This is a genomic window from Arthrobacter sp. ASL1, from assembly GCF_056680475.1.
The window spans coordinates 1,938,527-1,957,882 of the sequence record NZ_CM155284.1 but is presented as its reverse complement, the minus strand read 5'-3'; the positions used below and the strand labels follow the sequence as shown (position 1 = coordinate 1,957,882).

The window sequence follows — 19,356 nt, the reverse complement described above, 5'->3', positions numbered from 1 at the left end:
CCGGTTTCGGCATGTGCATTGGGCCACCCTGCATGATGTCCCGCGTCACATCGGGTGCGCTGGATGCCCTACGATATTGGCTAGCAAGTGCTTCACAACACTTGAATCTAACAACAAACAGCCGTTGCGGTGTCCGGAAGACCTCCCGCCGCCGGCATCACAAGGAGAAAGTATGCGTTATTCGCGCGCTTCCAAGATCCTGGGCATCGCAGCCGTTGTTGCGTTGAGCCTGAGCGCCTGCGGCGGCGGTGGCGACAAGGCCGCCGACGGTGCCGGAGACACCAGCCGGGTCATCGTCGTCGATGGTTCCGAGCCCCAGAACCCGCTGATTCCCACCAACACCAACGAGGTCGGCGGCGGCGCCATCCTGGACCTCATCTTCACCGGGCTGATCAGCTATGACGCCGAGGGCAAGCCCCAGAACGAGGTGGCCGAGTCGATCGAGACCAAGGACTCGCAGAACTACACCATCACGCTCAAGGACGGCCAGAAGTTCACCAACGGTGACCCGGTCACGGCCAGCTCCTTCGTCGATGCCTGGAACTACGGTGCCGCCGCGAAGAATGCACAGTTGAGCAGCTACTTCTTCGAGAGCATCGAAGGCTACGATGAGGCCGCCGCCGAGGGTTCCACGGTGGAGAAGATGTCCGGCCTGAAGGTCGTGGACGACAAGACCTTCACCGTGAAGCTCAAGCAGCCCGAGTCCGACTTCAAGCTGCGTCTGGGCTACAGCGCCTTCTACCCGATGCCGGCAGAGGCCCTGAAGGATCCCAAGAAGTATGGCGAGCACCCGGTCGGCAACGGGCCCTACAAGTTCGATGGCGAAGACGCCTGGCAGCACCAGCAGCAGATCAAGCTGGTCCCGAACGAGGGCTACGAGGGTCCGCGCAAGGCCCAGAATGCCGGTGTGACGTTCAAGATCTACCAGAACGACACCACCGCCTACCAGGACCTGATCTCCGACAACCTGGATGTCCTCAAGACCATCCCGACGTCCGACATCAAGAACTTCAAGAACGACCTGGGCGACCGGTCGATCGAGTCCCCGTATGCCGGCAACCAGACGATCGCGATCCCGTACTACCTGGACAACTTCCAGGGCGAAGCCGGCAAGCTGCGCCGCCAGGCACTTTCCATGGCCATCAACCGCGAAGAGATCACCCAGGTCATCTTCAACGGCGGCCGCACCCCGGCCAAGGAATTCACCGCCCCGGTCCTGGACGGCTACTCGGACTCCATTCCGGGCAGCGAGAACCTCGCCTACAACCCGGAGAAGGCGAAGGAACTCTGGAAGAAGGCCGATGAGATCGAGGCCTACGACAAGAGTGAAAAGCTGACCATCGCCTACAACGCCGACAAGGGCGACCACAAGACGTGGGTCCAGGCCGTGGTCAACAACATCAAGAACAACCTCGGCATCGAGGTCTCGGGCAAGCCGTACGCCACCTTCAAGGAGGTCCGCACGGACGCCACCGATCACAAGCTGACCGGGGCCGTGCGTGCCGGCTGGCAGGCCGACTACCCGTCGCTGGCCAACTTCCTGGGCCCGATCTACACGACCGGGGCAGGTTCCAATGACGCGGTCTACGCGAACAAGAAGTTCGATGCAGCCGTGAACAAGGGCCTCTCCGCCGCGACGGTGGAAGAAGGCAACAAGGCCATGAACAAGGCCCAGGAGATGCTCCTGGCCGACCTTCCGGCCATCCCGCTGTGGTACCAGGTCGCCCAGGGCGGCTGGAGCACCAACGTCACCAACGTGGAATTCGGTTGGAACGGCGTGCCGCTGTACTACGCGATCACCGGCAAGTAAGGGCCCCTGGTCATTCCAAGCCCTCTGCGGGGCCCGCTCCCCATCCCGGGAGCGGGCCCCGCGGTCCTGCCACATCCCAAAGGTTAAGTTGATGCTATTTTCCGTGTGCCCCGAACGGGCGCGATCCCCCCGAGTGGGTGGGGCCTGATGGCCAGGTTCCTGCTCCGTCGTTTCCTGCAGTTGATCCCGGTTTTCCTGGGTGCCACACTGCTGATCTACTTCCTGGTGTTCTCCCTTCCCGGAGACGCCACGGCAGCCATCTGCGGCGAAAAGGGCTGCACCCCCGCCGTCGAGGCCGCCCTGCGCGAACAGTACAACCTGGACCAGCCCTTCTGGGTCCAGTATTTCCTCTACCTCAAGGGCATTTTCACCCTTGACTTGGGAACCAACTTCGCCGGCCAGCCGATCACCGAAATCCTGGCCCGGGTCTTCCCCACAACGGCCCGGTTGGCCATCATGGCTCTCGTCTTCGAGGCCGTCTTCGGCATCGTCATCGGCCTCATTGCCGGACTCAAGAAGGGCAAGATCTTCGACTCGACCGTTTTGGTCTTCTCCCTCGTCGTCATCGCCGTGCCGATCTTCGTGCTTGGTTTCCTCATGCAGTTCGTGGTGGGCGTCAAGCTCGAGTGGGCCAACCCAACCGTCAGCGGCGACGCCACGTTCACCGAATTGATCCTCCCGGCCCTCGTGCTCGGGTTGGTCTCCTTCGCCTATGTGCTGCGGCTGACCCGCACGGCCGTCATCGAGAACTCCGGCGCCGACTATGTCCGCACGGCCACCGCCAAGGGACTGAGCAGCCGCCGCGTCGTCGTGGTGCACGTGCTGCGCAACTCCATGATTCCCGTGGTGACGTTCCTGGGTGCCGACCTCGGCGCCCTGATGGGTGGAGCCATCGTCACCGAGGGAATCTTCAACGTCAACGGCGTCGGCAACACGCTCTACCGCGCCGTCCTGAACGGGGAGGCCCCCGTTGTCGTTTCGATCGTCACCGTACTGATCGTGGTCTTCGTCCTGGCGAACCTGCTGGTTGACCTGTTGTACGCGTGGCTCGACCCGAGGATCCGATATGCCTGAGAACACCAAAAACTCGCCCACCATTCGTGGCGCCAAGATCTCCAAGTACCCCATCGAGCATTTTGTGGCCGACCCCGCGGACACCCCGGTCCAGGCCACGGACAGTGCCGTCTCCACGGCGGCTCCGGTTTCGCTGTGGCTGGAAGCGTGGCGCAACCTGCGCACGCAGCCGCTGTTCCTCATCAGCGCGTTCCTGATCATCGCGGTGATCTTCGTGGCGCTGTTCCCGGGTTTGTTCACCAACGAGGAACCCAACGCGCAATGCATGTTGGCCAACTCCGATGGCGGGCCGGCCCCGGGCCACCCGTTGGGCTTCACCCAGCAGGGCTGCGACATCCTGGCACGGGTGATGTACGGGACCCAGTCCTCGCTCACCATCGGCCTGTTTGCCACGCTGTCCATCGTGGTGTTCGGCGGCACCATCGGCGCGGTTTCCGGATTCTTCGGCGGCTGGGTCGACGCAGTGCTGGCACGCCTGGGCGACATCTTCTTCGCGCTGCCGCTCATCCTCGGCGCGATCGTCGTCGTGCAGATCCCGTTCTTCCGCGAGAACCGCAACGTGTGGACCATCGTGCTGATCCTGGCTGCCTTCGGCTGGCCGCAGATCGCACGCATCACCCGCGCGGCGGTCATCGAGGTGCGCGAAGCCGACTTCGTCATCGCGGCGCGTTCGCTGGGCGTCAGCCGGGCCGGTGCGCTGATCCGCCACGTCATCCCGAACTCGTTGGCACCGGTCATCGTGATCGCGACGATCTCGCTGGGCGTCTTCATTGTGGCCGAGTCAACGCTGTCCTACCTGGGCATCGGGCTGCCACCGGACGTCATGTCCTGGGGTAACGACATCTTCTCGGCCAAGAGCTCGCTGCGTTCGAACCCGATGGCCCTGTTCTGGCCGGCACTGGCGCTGTCGCTGACGGTGCTGAGCTTCATCATGCTCGGTGACGCGTTGCAGGACGCCCTGGACCCGAAGGCGCGCAAACGATGAACGGTGAAACCATGATCAAGGAAACCACTGACGAAGCCTCCATGCCCCGCCCGCTGCTGGAGCTGCGCGACCTCGCGATCAGCTTCAAGACCGGCAACGGCGAGGTCGAGGCGGTCCGCAAGGCCAACCTGACCATCCTGCCCGGGGAAACCGTGGCGATCGTCGGCGAGTCCGGGTCGGGCAAGTCCACGACCGCACTGGCGGCCATCGGCCTCTTGCCGCGCAACGGCCGGGTCGCCGGCGGAACCATGCTCTTCGACGGCGAGGACATCACCCACGCCTCGGAGAAGCGGATGATCGAACTGCGGGGTTCGTCCATCGGCATGGTGCCGCAGGACCCGATGTCCAACCTGAACCCGGTATGGAACATCGGCTTCCAGGTGAAGGAGACGCTGCGCGCCAACGGCTTGCCGTACCAGAAAAAGGATGTGGCCAAGGTCCTGACCGAGGCCGGACTGCCACGGGCGGAGGAACGGGCCAACCAGTATCCGCACGAGTTCTCCGGTGGCATGCGCCAACGTGCCCTGATCGCGATCGGGCTGTCCTGCCGTCCGCGGCTGCTCATCGCCGATGAGCCGACGTCGGCCCTGGACGTCACCGTCCAACGCCAGATCCTGGACCACCTGGACACCATGACCACTGATCTGGGCACCGCGGTGCTGCTGATCACGCACGACCTCGGTCTGGCAGCGGAACGCGCGCACAAGGTGGTGGTGATGTACAAGGGCCAGGTCGTCGAGGCGGGCCCCGCCGTGGAACTGCTGACCAACCCGCGCCATCCGTACACGCAGCGGCTGGTGTCTTCGGCCCCCTCGCTGGCTTCGCGCCGGATCGAGTCGGCCAAGGACCGCGGGCTGGAGTCGGAGGAGGTGCTGGCCACCGAGCAACCGGCGGCGCGCGACGATGTCATCGAGGTCCGCAACCTGGTGAAGAACTACAAGATCCGCGGCGCACTGGGCAAGTCGACCGAGTTCCGGGCCGTGGACGATGTGTCCTTCAGCATCAAGCGCGGCACCACGACGGCGGTGGTGGGCGAATCCGGTTCGGGCAAGTCCACCGTGGCGAAGATCGTTTTGGGACTGGAGGACGCTTCCGAGGGAAGCATCCTGTTCGACGGCGTCGACCTCACTTCGCTGTCCCGCAAGGAGATGTTCGCGTTCCGTCGCCGGGTGCAGCCGATCTTCCAGGACCCCTTTGGCTCGCTGGACCCGATGTACAACATCTTCCGCACGATCGAGGAGCCGCTGCGCGTCCACCGCATCGGCAATGCGAAGGAGCGCGAGAAGAAGGTCAGGGCCCTGCTGGACCAGGTCGCCTTGCCGGCATCGATGATGCAGCGGTTCCCGAACGAGCTCTCCGGCGGCCAGCGCCAGCGCGTGGCCATCGCCCGGGCGCTCGCGTTGGATCCCGAGGTGGTGATCTGCGACGAGGCGGTGTCGGCACTGGACGTGCTCGTGCAGGCCCAGGTGCTCAACCTGCTCGCGGATCTCCAGTCGGAGCTGGGGCTCAGCTACCTGTTCATCACGCACGATCTGGCAGTAGTGCGCCAGATCGCGGACCACGTGTGCGTCATGGAGAAGGGGAAGCTGGTGGAGACCGGCACCACCGACGACGTGTTCGATGCCCCGCAGACCGAGTACACGCGTTCGCTGCTGGACGCGATCCCCGGTGCCGGGCTGATGCTTCCGCCGGCGGTCGCCTAAAGGGAAAACAGGAGGTGCGGTTCCACTGCCCGCACCTGAAAACCGCTGCGGCAGGAAACGGCCGCAACGTAGCCCCCCGGGGCCGGCACCTCGTGCACGGACAAACCGTCCAGCGCACCGGTGCCGGCCCCGTTCGCCGTTTCCGGGTCGATGCTCGGTACCCCGGAGGTGCGGACGGCTGCCGGGGGAATGGACAGTCCGTATCCGCAGGCCTTGAGCAATGCCTCCTTCGCGACCCACAGCCGCATGCGGCCTTCGATGTCGCGCGGGGGAAGCGACGAGCGTTCAACCGGCGACAGGCAGTGCGCATCGAAGCCGTCGAAGAGAAGCCCGGGAACGCGCTCGATGTCCACGCCGAGCTGCCCGGCAGCGGGCACCGCGGCGGCGGCCATGACCGCAGCCCCCGAGCGTGACCAGTTGACGCCCACCCCCTCCAAACCGGGTTTCCCATGTGTTCCACCGCAGGAGCGGCACGCCGCAGCGTGCGAGCCGAGACCGGCGGCCTTGATCGGCGGCAGGCCGAGTACCCGCGCGCTGAGCAGGCGCGCCAGGGCGCGGGCGGCCAGCGCCCGCGCACCGTCCTCGGGGGCGGCATGTCGTCGCGCGGAGGCCAGATCGGTGTCGGAGACGAACCGGTGCAGGCCCCCGCGTTCGGCGGCAGCCGCAGTGAACGCCCCGACGTCGGCGACCGTGTGGAGGATCGCCGGTGGTGCGGAGCCGGAGGGCATCGGTATCAGCGCCCGATCCGGCGGTACTGCCACACCGCCAGGGGCGCGAAGACGAGGATGATGGCGACGCAGCTGAACAGCGCGTAGGCGACCGGGTGCAGCAACGGCCAGCTGTCGCCCATGTCGAATCCCGGGGGCAGGCCGTTGCCGAAGAGCTCGCGCACTGCGGTGGCGACCGCGGTGACCGGGTTCCATTCGGCGATGGTACGCAGCACTCCAGGCAGGGAAGACAACGGCACGAAGGCCCCGGAGATGAACGTGACCGGGAACAGCCAGATCAGCCCCAGGCTCTGGGCGACCTCGACGCTGCGGGCGGTCAGGGCGATCACGGCCCCGATCCACGACACGGCGAACGTGAAGGCCAGCAGCAGGGCGGCAGCGCCGAGCGCCGGCCAGGGCCCGGACTCCACGCGCCACCCGATGGCCAGCCCGCAGACCAGGATGACGGCCATCGACATGACGCTGGTGGCCAGGTCCGCCGTCGTGCGTCCCAGGATCACCGCCACCCGCGACATGGGCAGCGAACGGAACCTGTCGATCAGCCCCAGCTGCAGGTCCTTGGCCAGGTAGACGGCGGTGAAGGAGGAGTTGAAGGTCAGCGTCTGCGCGAGAATTCCGCCGATGAGGAACTCGCGGTAGGCGTCGCCGCCGAGCCGTCCGCCGAACACGAAGGCCAGCAGCAGCACGAAGATGATCGGTTGGACGATCCCGGTGATGAGGGCGCCGGGCGTACGCCAGGAATTGAGCAGGTTGCGACGGGCGATGACCGCGCTGTCGACGCCTGCGGAGACGAGGACCGACATCAGTTGCCCACCGCCTGTCGGCCCGGGCCGCCGACCGCGGCTTCCACGGGCTCCGAAACCGCGTCGCCCGCGCCGGCCTCGTCGTCGTTCCCGTCCACGGTGTCCGTGGGCGCCTCGCTGGAGGTGTTCGTGCCGGTGAGGCGGAGGAAGACGTCGTCGAGGGTGGGGCGGCGCAGCGAGATCTCGGCGACGGCGATTCCCGCCGCGGCGAGCTCATCCAGGGCCGCAGCCAGGGTCGCCTCGCCGCGTGGTGCGGGGACTCCCCAGCGGTTGCCGCCGGCCTCGAGCACGGCGGCCTCGGTGTTCCCGCTGGCGTGTTCGAGCACCCGCGCGGCGCGCTCGCCATCGGTGCTGTCGGCGGGAACGAGGTCGATGCGCGCCGAGCCGGCGCGGTCCTTCAGTTCCTGGGCGGTGCCCTCGGCGATGACGCGTCCGGCGTCCAGGACGGCGATGTTGTCGGCCAACTGGTCGGCCTCCTCCAGGTATTGGGTGGTCAACAGGACGCACGTGCCGTCGGCGGACAGCGAGCGGACGGCGCTCCAGGTGTCCATGCGGCCGCGCGGGTCCAGACCAGTGGTGGGCTCGTCGAGCACGACGACGGGTGGCCGGGCCACGAGGGCGCCGGCCAGATCCAGGCGCCGGCGCATCCCGCCGGAGTATTGCCCTGCCCGTTTGCCGGCGACCGCCTCCAGCCGGAAGTGTTCCAGCAGTTCGCGGGCCCGGGTGGCGGCGTCGCGGCGGGACAGCCCGTAGAGCCGGCCCACCATGTGGAGGTTCTCGTAGCCGGTGAGCTTTTCGTCAACGGCGGCGTACTGGCCGGACAGGCCGATGGAGCGGCGGACGGCATCGGGGGCGGTGGCGGCATTGTGGCCGTTGACCGTCACCACACCGGAGTCCGGGCTGAGCAGTGTGGAGATGACCTTGACGGCGGTCGTCTTGCCCGAGCCGTTGGGCCCCAGCAGCCCCAGCACCTCGCCCGGCCCCGCCGAGAGGCTGAGATCGTCGAGGGCGCGGAAGGAGCCGTAGGTCTGGCTGACTGCCTCGAGGCGTATCACTGCGAGGCGGCCAGGTCACCGGCATGACGCGGGGTGATATCGGCCCAGTTGCGCTCGACGTAGTCCAGGCAGGTCTCGCGGGCGTCCGGTCCGTGCATGACCACCCAGCCCTCGGGCACGTCGGCAAACGAGGGCCACAGCGAATGTTGCTGGCGTTCGTTCACCAGGACGCGGAACTGTGCTGACTCGTCGTCGAATGGGTTGACCATGTCACTCTCCTTGGAACTGCAGGGCGTTTCTTCCTTACCGGTGGTCTTCGGGACGGGTGGCCAGAAGGTTTGTCAAAACCGGCATGATGTGACTAAGGGCACGATCACTCAGCAGCTGGGAGTGCCGTTCGGGAACTTCCGTATCAACGATGTTCCCGGTGACATACGGTTCCCAGTCGTCGGCGTGCGGCCGGTCCTCCGGGACGTCATGCGTGGCGGTGAAGAAGTTCAGGTCCCCGTCGAAGGGCAGGACGGGGGCCTCGCGGATCAACTGCGCGAGCCGCTCGAAGTTGGCCATCATGGCCTGAAGGGATGCCATCGGCACCGCCCCGAGCGGATTGCCGTTCTCCCGCAGCACCTCCAGTGCGCGCTCGCCGGTGAGTTCGGTGCCGTCGTCGGGCACCGGGTGGCCCACCGCGTCCAGGAAGTTGGCCAGCAGCGCCCCCGGGCCGCCTTTGGCAACGCCGGCATTCCCGCCCTGGCGGCTGGGGTAGGCGTCCAGGATCGCCAACAGGGAGACCTCCTCGCCCAGTTCCTGCAGGCGGGCCGCCAGCCGCTGGACCACGTTGCCACCGAAGGACCAGCCCAGCAGGTGGTAGGGCCCGTGCGCCTGGACGGTGCGGATCTCGGCGATGTAGTCGTCCACCAGCCCGGTCAGCGTTTCGGCGGCCAGGGGGCCGTCGGCATCGGGGGCCATGCCGGGCAGCTGCAGTCCGTAGAGCGGGCGCTCGGGATCCAGGTGCCGCAGCATGGCCGAATAGCCCCAGGCGACGCCGCTGGCGGGATGGACCGCGAACAGGGGGTCGAGGTTGCCGCTGGTGCGCAGGGGCAGCAGCGGACGCAGGCTATCGGCCACCGATTCCCCGGCGCCGCGGCCGGCCTCGTGGACCAGGGCCTCGACGGTGGGGGCACGGAAGAGGGTCTGGACGGCGAGATCGGAGCCGAGCGCGTCGTTGACCCGGGTGATGAGCTCCTGCGCCACGAACGAGTGCCCGCCGAGGTCGAAGAACGATTCGTCGACCCCGACCCGTTCGGTGCCCAGGACGTCGGCGAAGATCGAGGCAACGGCGGCCTCGAGCGGCGTGCGCGGGGGACGTCCGCCGGCGGAGGCGGAGGCCGGGGCCTCGGGCAGCCGGCGCAGGTCAGGTTTCCCGTGGGGGGTCAACGGGATCCCCGGGACCTGCACGAACACCGCGGGGACCATGTAGGCGGGCAGCGTCGAGGCGGCCCCGCGGCGCAGGGCGTCGACGAACCCGGCATCCTCCGGCCGCTCGTCATCGGCGACGACGTAGGCCACGAGGCGCTGGGTGGGCGGGGCACCGTCGGCGACCACAAGCGCCTGGGCGACACCATCGACGGCACGCAGGGTCCTGGCGATCTCGCCGGGTTCGACACGTTGGCCGCGGATCTTGACCTGGTCGTCGTTGCGGCCGCGGAAGACGATCGTGCCGTCGGCCTGGCGGGTGACCAGGTCGCCCGTGCGGTACATCCGCGTGCCCGCGTCCCCGTGGGGATCGGCGACGAAGCGTTCGGCGGTCAGCGCCGTGCGACCGCGGTAGCCACGGGCCAGACCGGCGCCGGTGAGGTACAGCTCGCCGGTGGCACCCGGCGGGACGTGGCGCAACCGTGCATCCAGGACCTGGGCCCCGGTCCCCGCGACGGGCCGGCCGAGGTGGGGTGCGGCGTCGGGGTGCACGCGGGCCACCAGGGCGTCCACGGTGGCCTCGGTGGGGCCGTAGAGGTTGTGGGCGACCACGCCGTCGTGGGCGGCGAGACGCTCCCAGAGGTCGGCGTCGAACGCCTCCCCGCCCAGCGCCAGGTGCAGGCGCGGGCTGGCGTCGGTCCCCGAGCGTTCGAGCAGGCGTTGGAACCCCGGCTGGGTCAGCAGCAGGCGCACATGGGAGGGGGTGGTCTCCCAGGCGCCGATGCCTTCCCGGTCGAGGTAGTCGGCCAGCGCCTGCGGATCGCGCCGGGTGTCGGCTCCGATGAGGTGGAGTTCGTGTCCGGCGACCAGCCACAGGAACGGATCCCAGGCTGCGTCGAAGCCGAGCCCGGTGGTATGGGCGACCCGGAGGCGCGGCTCCGCCTCGGTCGGCGCGGAGGTGGGGAAGAGCGTCGTGCGGTGGCTGCGCAGCAGGTTCGCCAAGGCGCCATGGCTGACCTCGACGCCCTTGGGACGCCCGGTCGAGCCCGAGGTGAAGAGCACGTAGGCAAGGTCCTCCGGGGTGGGTTGCGGGAAGGCCCCGGCGCCGCGGGTCCCGGGCGCCACGGTTTCCTCCCGGCCGGAGGTCTGGGCCGCCAGGTCCTCGACGAACAGCAGGGCGGCGGCGGATCCGGCGTCGGCCAGTGCCGCCCGGGCCCGTTCCCCCAGGGTCCTGGACGTGAGCACGACGGCGGGGACGGCATCGGCGAGGATGTCGGCGATCCGTCCGTCGGGGTAGTCGGCGTCGATGGGGTTGGCGGCGGCCCCGGTGCGCAGCGTGCCCACGACGGCGAGCGGCTGCCGTTCATCACGGGGCAGCAGCAGCGAGACCACGTCGCCGGCCCCGGCACCCGCGGCGGCGAGCGCGGCGGCGATCCGGCCGGCAGCGGCGTCGAGGTCCGCGAACGACAGGCGGCTCCCGGAGGAGACGACGGCGGTGTGTCCGCCGTGCCGGGCGATCGTCTCGTCGAGATCGTCGAGGATGCCGCGCCAGGTGGCGCCGGCTTCCGGCGGCGCAGGCGTCGCGGTGGCGGCCTGCAGTGCAGACTCCTCCGCGGCGTCGAGTAGTGCCAGCTCGTCCAGCGCTGTTCCCGGCCGGCGGGCGGCCGCGTCCGCGAAGCGGCGTAGTTGGCCCGTCAGCCGGTCGATGGCGTGGCGGCTGAACAACGAGGAGTTGTATTCGAGCGTCCCGGCCAGGGAACCGTCGTCACGCCGGCTGAAGGTGAAGGAGAGGTCGAACTTGGCCGATCCGGATCCGTCCTCGTCCTCGATGGACACGTCGAGCCCGGGCAGCACGAGCGACGCCGGCGGTTCCGCCTCGTAGGTGAGCATCGTCTGGAACAACGGGTGGCGCCCGAGTTCGCGCGGCGGGTTCACGGCCTCCACCAGCCGTTCGAAGGGCACGGTGTCCCGGTCGAACGCGTCGAGTACGGCGGCGCGGGCCAGGGAGATCGCCGTATCGAGGCCGGGGCGCGAGGAGTGGTCGACGGCAATCGGCAGGGTGTTCACGAAGAATCCGACGATCTGCTCGAGTTCGGGATCCGGCCGGCCGGCGGTGGGTGAGCCGATGACGATCCGTTCGCCGGCTCCGAGCCGCGTCAGGTAGCCGCCCAGGACCGCGTGCAGCGCCATGAACAGGCTGGCGTTGTGCCGGGCGGCCAGCCGGGACAGCTCGGTGGTGGTCGCGGCATCGAGGGTGAAGCGTGCCTGTGCCGCGGGCTGGCGGGCTTCGGCGGCCCGGTGCCCGTCGGTGGGCAGTTCGAGCTCGTCGGGGGCTCCCGCGAGGTCATCGGCCCAGCCCTGGAGCCGTTCTGCGAGGTCCTCGCCGTCCTGGCCGGCATCGCGCTGCCAGAGGGCATAGTCGGCGTACTGCAGGTCGAGGTCGGCCCACTCGGGGCCGGAGCCACCGAGCCGCGCGGCATAGGCGGTGGAGATGTCGCGGGCCAGCGGCTGCAGCGACGCCCCGTCGGAGGCGATGTGGTGGATGACCAGATGCAGCACGTGCTCCGCGCTCCCGGTCTCGATCAGGTTCGCGCGCAGCGGCAGGTCGGTGCGCAGGTCGAATCCGGTGCGCGCCCCACGGGCCAGGGCACCGCGCAGCTTGCCGGCGGATTCCGCGCGTTCACGGCGCAGGATGTCGCAGGTTGCGACGGCAGCGAGCACCCGCTGGCTGGGGTCGGCTCCGTCATCGGAGTAGACGGTGCGCAGGATCTCGTGGCGCTGCACCACATCGGCCAAGGCCGCCTCGAGCGCGTCGAGGTCCAGGGCACCGGTCAGCCGGACGGCCAGGGAGATGTTGTATTCGGCGTTGCCGGGATCGAGCTGGTTCAGGAAGAACATGCGCCGTTGCGCCCAGGAGAGCGGCAGCCGCTCGGGGCGTTCCCCGGCGGTGGCCAGCCATTCGAGGGGACGCTGGACGGGCTGGTGGCCCTCGGGACGCGCATCTGCCCTCGCGTTGGAGGCCGCGCCGACGGGCGCCATCCGTTCGAGGATGCCCGCGGGGGTGGGGGCCTCGAAGAGCGTGCGCAGGGGCATCTCGATGCCGCAGGCGGTGCGTAGCGCCGCGGCGAGGGACACCGCCAGCAGGGAGTGTCCGCCGAGTTCGAAGAAGTTGCCGTCCAGGGGCACCTCGTCGACACCGAGGACCTCGGCGAAGGCGGCGCAGACCTGCCGTTCGGTCTCCGTCGCCGGGGCACGCCCGGCGTGTGGTGCGGCCGCCGGTTCGGGCAGGGCCGCCCGGTCCAGCTTGCCGTGGGAGGTCAGCGGGATGTCCTCCAGCCCGACCCAGAAGCCCGGGACCATGTAGGAGGGAAGGTGGCGGGCGGCATGGTGGCGCCACGTGTCCCGGTCGCCGGAACCCACCACGTATGCGGTGATCCGGCCCCGGTCGGCGTCGGCCACGACGGCGGCCTGGGTGACGCCCGGGCAGCTCGCGAGGACCCGTTCGATCTCCCCGGGTTCGATCCGGAAACCCCGGATCTTGACCTGGCTGTCGGCGCGTTCGACGAAGGCCAGGGTGCCGTCGGCGTTGCCGCGCACCAGGTCGCCGGTGCGGTACATGCGGGCACCGTCGAGCCAGGGGTCGGCCACGAAGGAGGCCGAGGTCTCGCGGGGGCGGTTCACGTATCCTGCGGCCGATCCGGCCCCGGACAGGTAGAGCTCGCCGACGACGCCGGCCGGGACCGGGCGCAGCATCGGGTCCAGGACGCGGGCGCGGATGTTGGCCGCGGGGCGGCCGATGGACACGGCCCCGCCCCGGATCCGGGTGGTGATCGAATCCACGGCGAACTCGGTGGGCCCATACAGGTTGTGCGCCACCAGGCCGGGGCGTTCGGCGAGGTCGTCCCACAGCTCCTGCGGGACCTGTTCGCCACCGAGTGCCAGGCCCAGCGGGGGGCCGCCGGTGTGGGCGGCCAGCCCCATCGAGAGCAGCTGGCGGGCGTAGGACGGGGTGGTTTCCAGGACGGTGATGCCCCGGTCGGCGACCAGTTGCACGAGTTCCTCGGCATTGGCGCGCACGTCGTCGGGCACCATGACCAGGTGGGCGCCGGCGGCCATCCACAGCATCGGGTCCCAGGCGGCGTCGAAGCCCAGCCCGGCGATGTGCCCGACCGTCGCGCCCAGCGGTGCGGTATCCGCGAAGAGGGTCGCCGAATGGTGGGCGAAGAGGTTGGCGAGGGGCCCATGCTGGACCATCACGCCCTTCGGCGTCCCGGTCGATCCCGAGGTGTAGACGATGTAGGCCGGGTCCTCCGGCCCCACGGCGTGGATCGGGAAGTCGGTGCCCCGGCCGGCGTCCAGCAGCTCCCGGATCGTCAGGCACCTGCACGACGACGGTGCACCGGTGGCGCCGTCTTCTCGGGTGGCATCGGTGGTGCCCACGATGACTGCCGGGGCGCTGTCCTTCAGGATGCTGGCGATGCGCCCCGCCGGGTAGGTCGCGTCGAGGGGGACCAGGACGGCCCCGGTGCCCAGCACGGCCAGGGCCAGGGCGGGGACGTCGACGGTGCGCGGGAGGATGGAGGCGACCCGGTCGCCGGGGCGCACGCCGGCGGCGGCGAGTCCGCGTGCCAGGGCGTCCACGTGTGCGGTGAGTCCCGCGAAGTCCAGGGTGCGCTCCGGGTCGCTGGCGGCCGTCGCCGTGGGATGGGCGGTGGCCGTCGCGGCGAAGGCCCCGGGGAGGGTGGGGGGCCCGTTGGTGATGGCGGCACCGGATGACTGCAACTCGAGGTCCTCCAGCTCGCCGGGGAGGAAGAGGGGCAGATCGTGCAGCGCGGTATCCGGCGCCTGGGCCATGGCGGCGATGAGTTGCTCGAAGCGCCGCGCCAGCGCCCGGGCGATGGATGCGTCGATCCGCCGCGGGTCGAAGGAGAGCCCGCCGGCCAGTGCCCCGCCGGTGGCCTCGTCGGCCCCGGAGCCCTCGGCCAGATCCAGCAGCAGGTCGAATTTCGAGCCGCCGGATTCGGGGTTCGGCTCGGCGGCCACGTTCAACCCGTCCATCGTGATCGCGGGACCGGACCCGGTCTGGAGGGTCAGCATGACCTGGAAGAGCGGGTTGACGCCCTCGATGCGGTCCGGCCGGATGGCCTCGACGACGGCGTCGAAGGGCGCGTCCTGGTGTGCGTAGGCGCGCAGGTTGGTGTCCCGGACGCGTTCGATGAGGTCTGCCGCCGTCGGGTTGCCGCCGGTCCGGGTGCGCAGGACCACGGTGTTGACGAAGAAGCCCACGAGCCGTTCCAGGGCCGGGCCGGTCCGCCCGGCGACCGGCGTGCCGATCGGCAGGTCGTCGCCGGCTCCCATCCGGGACAGCAGCGCGGCGAAGCCGGCCTGCAGCACCATGAACAGGCTGGCGCGGTGGTCCCGGCCCAGCCCCCGGAGGAGCGCGGCCGTCGCGGCATCGATGTGCACGGGTTCCTGCCCGACGGTGGCGGTTGCCGCCGTGGTGGCCACGTCGGTGGCCACCGCACCGGGCAGGCGCAGTTGCGCCGGCGCGTCGTCGAGTTCACTGGTCCAGAAGGCGAGCTGCTCGGCCAGCGCGCTCGCGGGATCCGCGGCCTCGCCCAGCAGCTCCTGCTGCCACAGCGTGTAGTCGGCGTACTGGATGTCCAGCGGGGCGTCGTCGGGTTCGTTTCCGGCCAGCCGGGCGTTGTAGGCCCGTGAGAGGTCCGCGGCGAGCGGGGCCATGGACCAGCCGTCGGCGGCGATGTGGTGGATGCTCAGCAGCAGGATGTGGGAGTCGGCGTCGAGGCCGAAAAGCGCGGCACGCAGCGGGAGGTCGGTGGTGAGGTCGAAGCCGCGGGCCGCTGCGGCGGCGATGGCCGCCGTTGCGGTGGCCTCCGTCGCCAGGACCCGGGGCACGTCCACCCGGGCGTGGTCGATGGGAAGCACCCGCTGGGCCGGGCCGGTGGTGGTGCCGGCGAAGGGGGCATCGGCGTCGTACTCGTGGTGTGGGTAGATGGTGCGCAGGACCTCGTGGCGGGCCACCACGTCGTTGACCGCCCGGCCCAGGGCCGTGGCGTCGAGCGGCCCGCGCAGGCGCAGCACCACGGGGATGTTGTAGCTGCCGTCGGCGGGGTCCAGCTGGTTGATGAACCAGAGCCGGGCCTGTCCGGCGGAGAGGGGCAGCCGGTCCGGCCGCGGGTGCGGGGCCAGGGCCGGGGCACCGGTCGTGGTGGTCTCACAGCGTGCGGCCAGGCCGGCGACCGTCGGATGCTGGAAGACCTCGCGCAACGACGGCGCGGTGCCGAGCCGGTCGGTGAGCTCGGCGAGCAGGCGGGTGGCCAGCAGCGAGTGCCCGCCGAGTTCGAAGAAGTCGTCCTCCGCCCCGACCTCCTCGAGGTCCAGGACCTCGGCGAAGGCTGTCGCGACGGCGCATTCGGCGTCGGTGCGCGGCCGGGTGGCCACGCGGTGGTCGGTGGGCGCGGGCAGGGCGCGCTTGTCGAGCTTGCCGTTCACGGTCAACGGGATCGAATCGAGCACGTCGATGGACGCGGGCACCATGTAGTCGGGCAGGCTGGTGCGCAGGGCGTCTCGCAGTTCGGGGCCGGCGATGCCGTGGCCCGTGGCGTAGGCGGACAGCCGGTCGAATCCCGCCTTGTTCCTGGTGGCGATGACGGCGGCGCCGCTGACGCCGGGCTGGGCGCGCAGGGAGGCCTCGATTTCGGGCAGCTCGACGCGGAAGCCGCGGATCTTGATCTGGTCGTCGGAGCGGCCCAGGAATTCGATCCCGCGGTCCGCCGAGCGGCGCACAACGTCGCCGGTGCGGTACATGCGCTCGCCGGGCAGGCCGTAGGGGTCGGCGACGAAGCGCTCGGAGCTGAGTTCGGGGCGGCCGAGGTAGCCGCGGGCGACGTTGGTGCCGGCGAGGTAGAGCTCGCCGACGGCGCCCGGCGGCACCGGGGTGAGGCCCGAGTCCAGGACGTACCGTCGGGTGTTGGCGACGGGGGCGCCCAGGTGCGGATCGTCGGTGGAATGGATCGGGGCCGTCAGGCTGTCGACCGTGGTTTCGGTGGGGCCATAGAAGTTGAAGGCGTGCACGTCGGGGTGCGCGGCCAGCGTGGACCACAGCTCGGCGTCGACCGCCTCACCGCCCAGGGCGATGACGTCCGGTGCCGGGGCCTCGAGGAGGCCGTGCTCGATCAACGCGTGGACGAACGAGGGGGTCGTCTCGATGGCGTCGATGCCGGTCGAGTCGATGAAGGCGGACAGCGCCTGCGGATCCCTGCGGGTCAGGTTGTCCACGATGTGCAACTCGTGTCCGGCGAGCAGCCACAACATCGGATCCCAGGACGCGTCGAAGGAGATGCCGGCGGTGTGTGCCACGCGCAGGGCCCGGCCCAGCCTGCGGGATGCGGGCTCGAAGAGCGACTCGCGGTGGGCCAGGAACAGGTTGGTCAGCGACCGGTGCTCGACCGCGACCCCCTTGGGGGTGCCCGTCGAGCCGGACGTGAAGATCACGTACGCCAGGTCGTCCGGGCCCGGCGACGGCGCCGGCGCGGTCTCCGGTTTCGTGGCCAGCACCGACGCGACCAGGGGTGAATCCACGGCGATGGTGTGGCCGGGCAGGGGATCGCCCGGGCGGGCGGCGAGTCCGGCTGACGTCAGCGTGACCGCCGGTTCGGCGGCGTGCAGCATGGCATCGACACGGGCCGCCGGGTAGTCGGGGTCCACGGGGACGTAGGCCGCCCCCGATTTCAGCACGGCCAGCAGGGACACGGCCAGGTCGGTGGAGCGCTCCAGGTGCACGGCCACCAGGGCGCCCGGTCCGGCGCCGAAGCGCCGCAGGTAGTGTGCCAGCCGGTTGGAGGCGCGGTCCAGTTCGGTGAAGGTCAGCTCCCCGTCCTGGGCCACGACCGCGACGGCGTCGCCGCGGTCGGCCACGCTGGCCGCGAACTGCTCGACGACGGTTCCCTGGGGCAGGGTGCGGCTCTCGGCGGTACCGGTATCGAGCAGGATGCGGTGTTCGGCGTCGCCGAGGGCATCGATCCTCGAGACCTGGGCGTCCGGATCCGTGGCCATGGCGGTGACCACGCGCAGCAGCCGCGCCGCGTGCGCGCGCAGGGCATCGCCGTCGTACAAATCGGCGTTGCCCTGCAGGGACAAGGTGGCGGTGGCGGCGTCGCCGTTTCCGGACGCGGTGGCGTCCCGGGGGAGGCCGTGGACGACGATCGAGAGGTCGTCGATCGGGCCCGTGGAGAGGATGCCCATCGACGCCTCGGATGCACCGAAGGCCAGACCGTCGACGACGGGGAGGATGTTCAGGGACGGGCCGAGGTAGCGCGGGCCGGAGTCGTGCGCGCCGAGGCGGTAGCGCTGGTGGATCAGCGCCGAGCGCAGCGCCCGTCCGGCGTCGGCGACGACCTCACGCACCGTCGCCCCCGGGTGGACCTCGACGGCGACGGGGACCACGTTGGAGGTCATGGAGGGCACCGAGGTGGCGATCCTGCCGCGGCGGGCGGTGACCGGCAGGCCGATCGACACCGTGCGTTCCCCGGTCATCTTGTGCAGGTACAGCGCCAGCGAGGCGACCAGCATCGCCGGTGCGGTCCCCGTGCGGCCGAGTTGGGTTGCGAGGTTGCCGGGCAGGGTCTCGGCGTGGCGGACGATCGATGCCGCCGTGCCGTCGGGGTAGCCGGCCAGCGGGTGGCCGCCGTCGGTGCGCGCCAAAAAGTCCTGCCAGTAGCCGCGGTCCGCGGCCTGGGCGTCCGAACCCTCATAGTCCGCCTCGTGCTGTATGAGGTCCGCCAGCGACGCGGTGTTCCCGGTGTCGTCCGCGGTGTCCGGCCCGCCGGCCGGGATGGGCCCGTCGAGGAGCGCGGAGTAGCCGGCGGCGATCCGCTGCAGGACCAGCACCGCCGAGTATCCGTCGAGCATCAGGTGGTGCACGCGCTGGTAGAACAGGTGGCGGTCATCGGCCACCCGGAACAGCTCGAGGTGCAGCAGCGCGTCGCCGTCCACGGCACGGGGCCGGGCCAGGTCCTCGTCCATGAGCGTGTGGGCGTGCGCCTCGGCGTCGTTCCCGGAATCGCGCAGATCGGTCACCCGCAGCCGGGCCTGCTGGTCGGCGGGGACCTGCACGGGTCCGTCGGCGACCTCGGTGAAGCGCATGTTCAGCGCGTCGGTGCCGGCCACGACCCGTTCCACGGCGGTGCCCAACAACCCCGGATCCAGTTCGCCGTCGATCTGTGCGTACTGGGCGATCTGGAAACGCGGGTTTTCCGGGTCCAGGACCTGGGCGTACCAGATGCCGCGTTGGGCGGGAGTCAGCGGCAGCGAGGCGGGCGTGGTGGATTCAGGCATGGGGAAACGATCCTTGCGTCGGGAGCTGGCCGCGCCGGCCGGTCGCGGCCGCGGGCGTCACGGGGCGCCCACCCACCCCGCGGCGGGTGGCGCCGCGGGGATGTGGGCTGCTGGACTCGGTCCGGTGGTTACTGGAACTGGCCGAACTGCAGGGTGTCGCGCAGGTTCTGGTTCAGCGACCCGTTGAGCAGGTCCCCGGAGGCGACGTCGCCGCCCAGGAGGCCGCCCTCGATCAGCGGTCCGTCGATGAGGGGGCCCTGGATCAGGGCCGATGAGGTCGGTGCGGGCTCCGCGGCCTGGGCGGCGGGTGCGGCGGCCACGGCCACGCCGACGGCGAGTGCCCCGATGGTGCCGAGGCCGGCGATGCGCTGGGCGATGTTCCCGGTGTGCTTCTTCACGGTGGTTCCTCCTGCGTGGGTGGGTTGTCCGGGGTTTCTCCCCGGACCACAACGCCGGGGGTTCGCAGCGGGGGAAGACCGCGGATTGGA

At 70.1% G+C, this 19,356-nt stretch carries 10 protein-coding genes; 4 read left to right on the top strand and 6 right to left on the bottom strand.

Annotation, left to right across the window (positions count from 1 at the left end):
- Window positions 1–172: 172 nt before the first annotated feature.
- From AC1MEQ_RS09190 to AC1MEQ_RS09175, 4 genes are all read left to right on the top strand, one after another.
- On the top strand, window positions 173–1,810 hold the full coding sequence (locus AC1MEQ_RS09190) for a peptide ABC transporter substrate-binding protein (RefSeq protein ID WP_479795947.1): 1,638 nt from the start codon (window positions 173–175) through the stop codon (window positions 1,808–1,810).
- 147 nt (window positions 1,811–1,957) lie between these two features.
- Complete coding sequence (locus AC1MEQ_RS09185; protein ID WP_479795946.1) at window positions 1,958–2,884, top strand: ABC transporter permease; 927 nt, start codon at window positions 1,958–1,960, stop codon at window positions 2,882–2,884.
- Window positions 2,877–3,869, top strand: coding sequence for an ABC transporter permease (locus AC1MEQ_RS09180; RefSeq protein ID WP_479795944.1), 993 nt, complete (start codon window positions 2,877–2,879; stop codon window positions 3,867–3,869). Before AC1MEQ_RS09185 ends, AC1MEQ_RS09180 begins: the two co-directional genes overlap by 8 nt.
- Window positions 3,866–5,572, top strand: a complete 1,707-nt coding sequence (locus AC1MEQ_RS09175; RefSeq protein WP_479795942.1) for an ABC transporter ATP-binding protein — start codon at window positions 3,866–3,868, stop codon at window positions 5,570–5,572. The genes AC1MEQ_RS09180 and AC1MEQ_RS09175 overlap by 4 nt, the downstream gene beginning before the upstream one ends.
- On the opposite strand, the gene AC1MEQ_RS09170 is transcribed toward AC1MEQ_RS09175, so the two are convergent.
- From AC1MEQ_RS09170 to AC1MEQ_RS09145, 6 genes are all read right to left on the bottom strand, one after another.
- On the bottom strand, window positions 5,569–6,300 hold the full coding sequence (locus AC1MEQ_RS09170; RefSeq protein WP_479795940.1) for a 4'-phosphopantetheinyl transferase family protein: 732 nt from the start codon (window positions 6,298–6,300) through the stop codon (window positions 5,569–5,571). The two genes, AC1MEQ_RS09175 and AC1MEQ_RS09170, sit on opposite strands and share 4 nt — an antisense overlap.
- Window positions 6,301–6,305: 5 nt before the next feature.
- Window positions 6,306–7,103, bottom strand: coding sequence for an ABC transporter permease (locus AC1MEQ_RS09165; protein WP_479795938.1), 798 nt, complete (start codon window positions 7,101–7,103; stop codon window positions 6,306–6,308).
- Window positions 7,103–8,158, bottom strand: a complete 1,056-nt coding sequence (locus tag AC1MEQ_RS09160) for an ATP-binding cassette domain-containing protein (protein WP_479795936.1) — start codon at window positions 8,156–8,158, stop codon at window positions 7,103–7,105. Before AC1MEQ_RS09160 ends, AC1MEQ_RS09165 begins: the two co-directional genes overlap by 1 nt.
- The gene (locus AC1MEQ_RS09155; protein WP_417217939.1) at window positions 8,155–8,367 is read right to left on the bottom strand and encodes an MbtH family protein; all 213 of its coding nucleotides are present in this window, start codon (window positions 8,365–8,367) and stop codon (window positions 8,155–8,157) included. The genes AC1MEQ_RS09160 and AC1MEQ_RS09155 overlap by 4 nt, the downstream gene beginning before the upstream one ends.
- A gap of 34 nt (window positions 8,368–8,401) precedes the next feature.
- Window positions 8,402–18,868, bottom strand: a complete 10,467-nt coding sequence (locus tag AC1MEQ_RS09150) for an amino acid adenylation domain-containing protein (RefSeq protein ID WP_479795934.1) — start codon at window positions 18,866–18,868, stop codon at window positions 8,402–8,404.
- A 128-nt stretch (window positions 18,869–18,996) separates the two neighbouring features.
- The gene (locus AC1MEQ_RS09145) at window positions 18,997–19,266 is read right to left on the bottom strand and encodes a hypothetical protein (protein ID WP_479795932.1); all 270 of its coding nucleotides are present in this window, start codon (window positions 19,264–19,266) and stop codon (window positions 18,997–18,999) included.
- Window positions 19,267–19,356: the final 90 nt, after the last annotated feature.

What these genes read in the sequence shown, in the direction of transcription:
- AC1MEQ_RS09190 (WP_479795947.1), top strand. Translation starts at nt 173, where the DNA reads ATGCGTTATTCGCGCGCTTCCAAGATCCTGGGCATCGCAGCCGTTGTT.
- AC1MEQ_RS09185 (WP_479795946.1), top strand. Translation starts at nt 1,958, where the DNA reads ATGGCCAGGTTCCTGCTCCGTCGTTTCCTGCAGTTGATCCCGGTTTTC.
- AC1MEQ_RS09180 (WP_479795944.1), top strand. Translation starts at nt 2,877, where the DNA reads ATGCCTGAGAACACCAAAAACTCGCCCACCATTCGTGGCGCCAAGATC.
- AC1MEQ_RS09175 (WP_479795942.1), top strand. Translation starts at nt 3,866, where the DNA reads ATGAACGGTGAAACCATGATCAAGGAAACCACTGACGAAGCCTCCATG.
- AC1MEQ_RS09170 (WP_479795940.1), bottom strand. Translation starts at nt 6,300, where the DNA reads ATGCCCTCCGGCTCCGCACCACCGGCGATCCTCCACACGGTCGCCGAC.
- AC1MEQ_RS09165 (WP_479795938.1), bottom strand. Translation starts at nt 7,103, where the DNA reads ATGTCGGTCCTCGTCTCCGCAGGCGTCGACAGCGCGGTCATCGCCCGT.
- AC1MEQ_RS09155 (WP_417217939.1), bottom strand. Translation starts at nt 8,367, where the DNA reads ATGGTCAACCCATTCGACGACGAGTCAGCACAGTTCCGCGTCCTGGTG.
- AC1MEQ_RS09150 (WP_479795934.1), bottom strand. Translation starts at nt 18,868, where the DNA reads ATGCCTGAATCCACCACGCCCGCCTCGCTGCCGCTGACTCCCGCCCAA.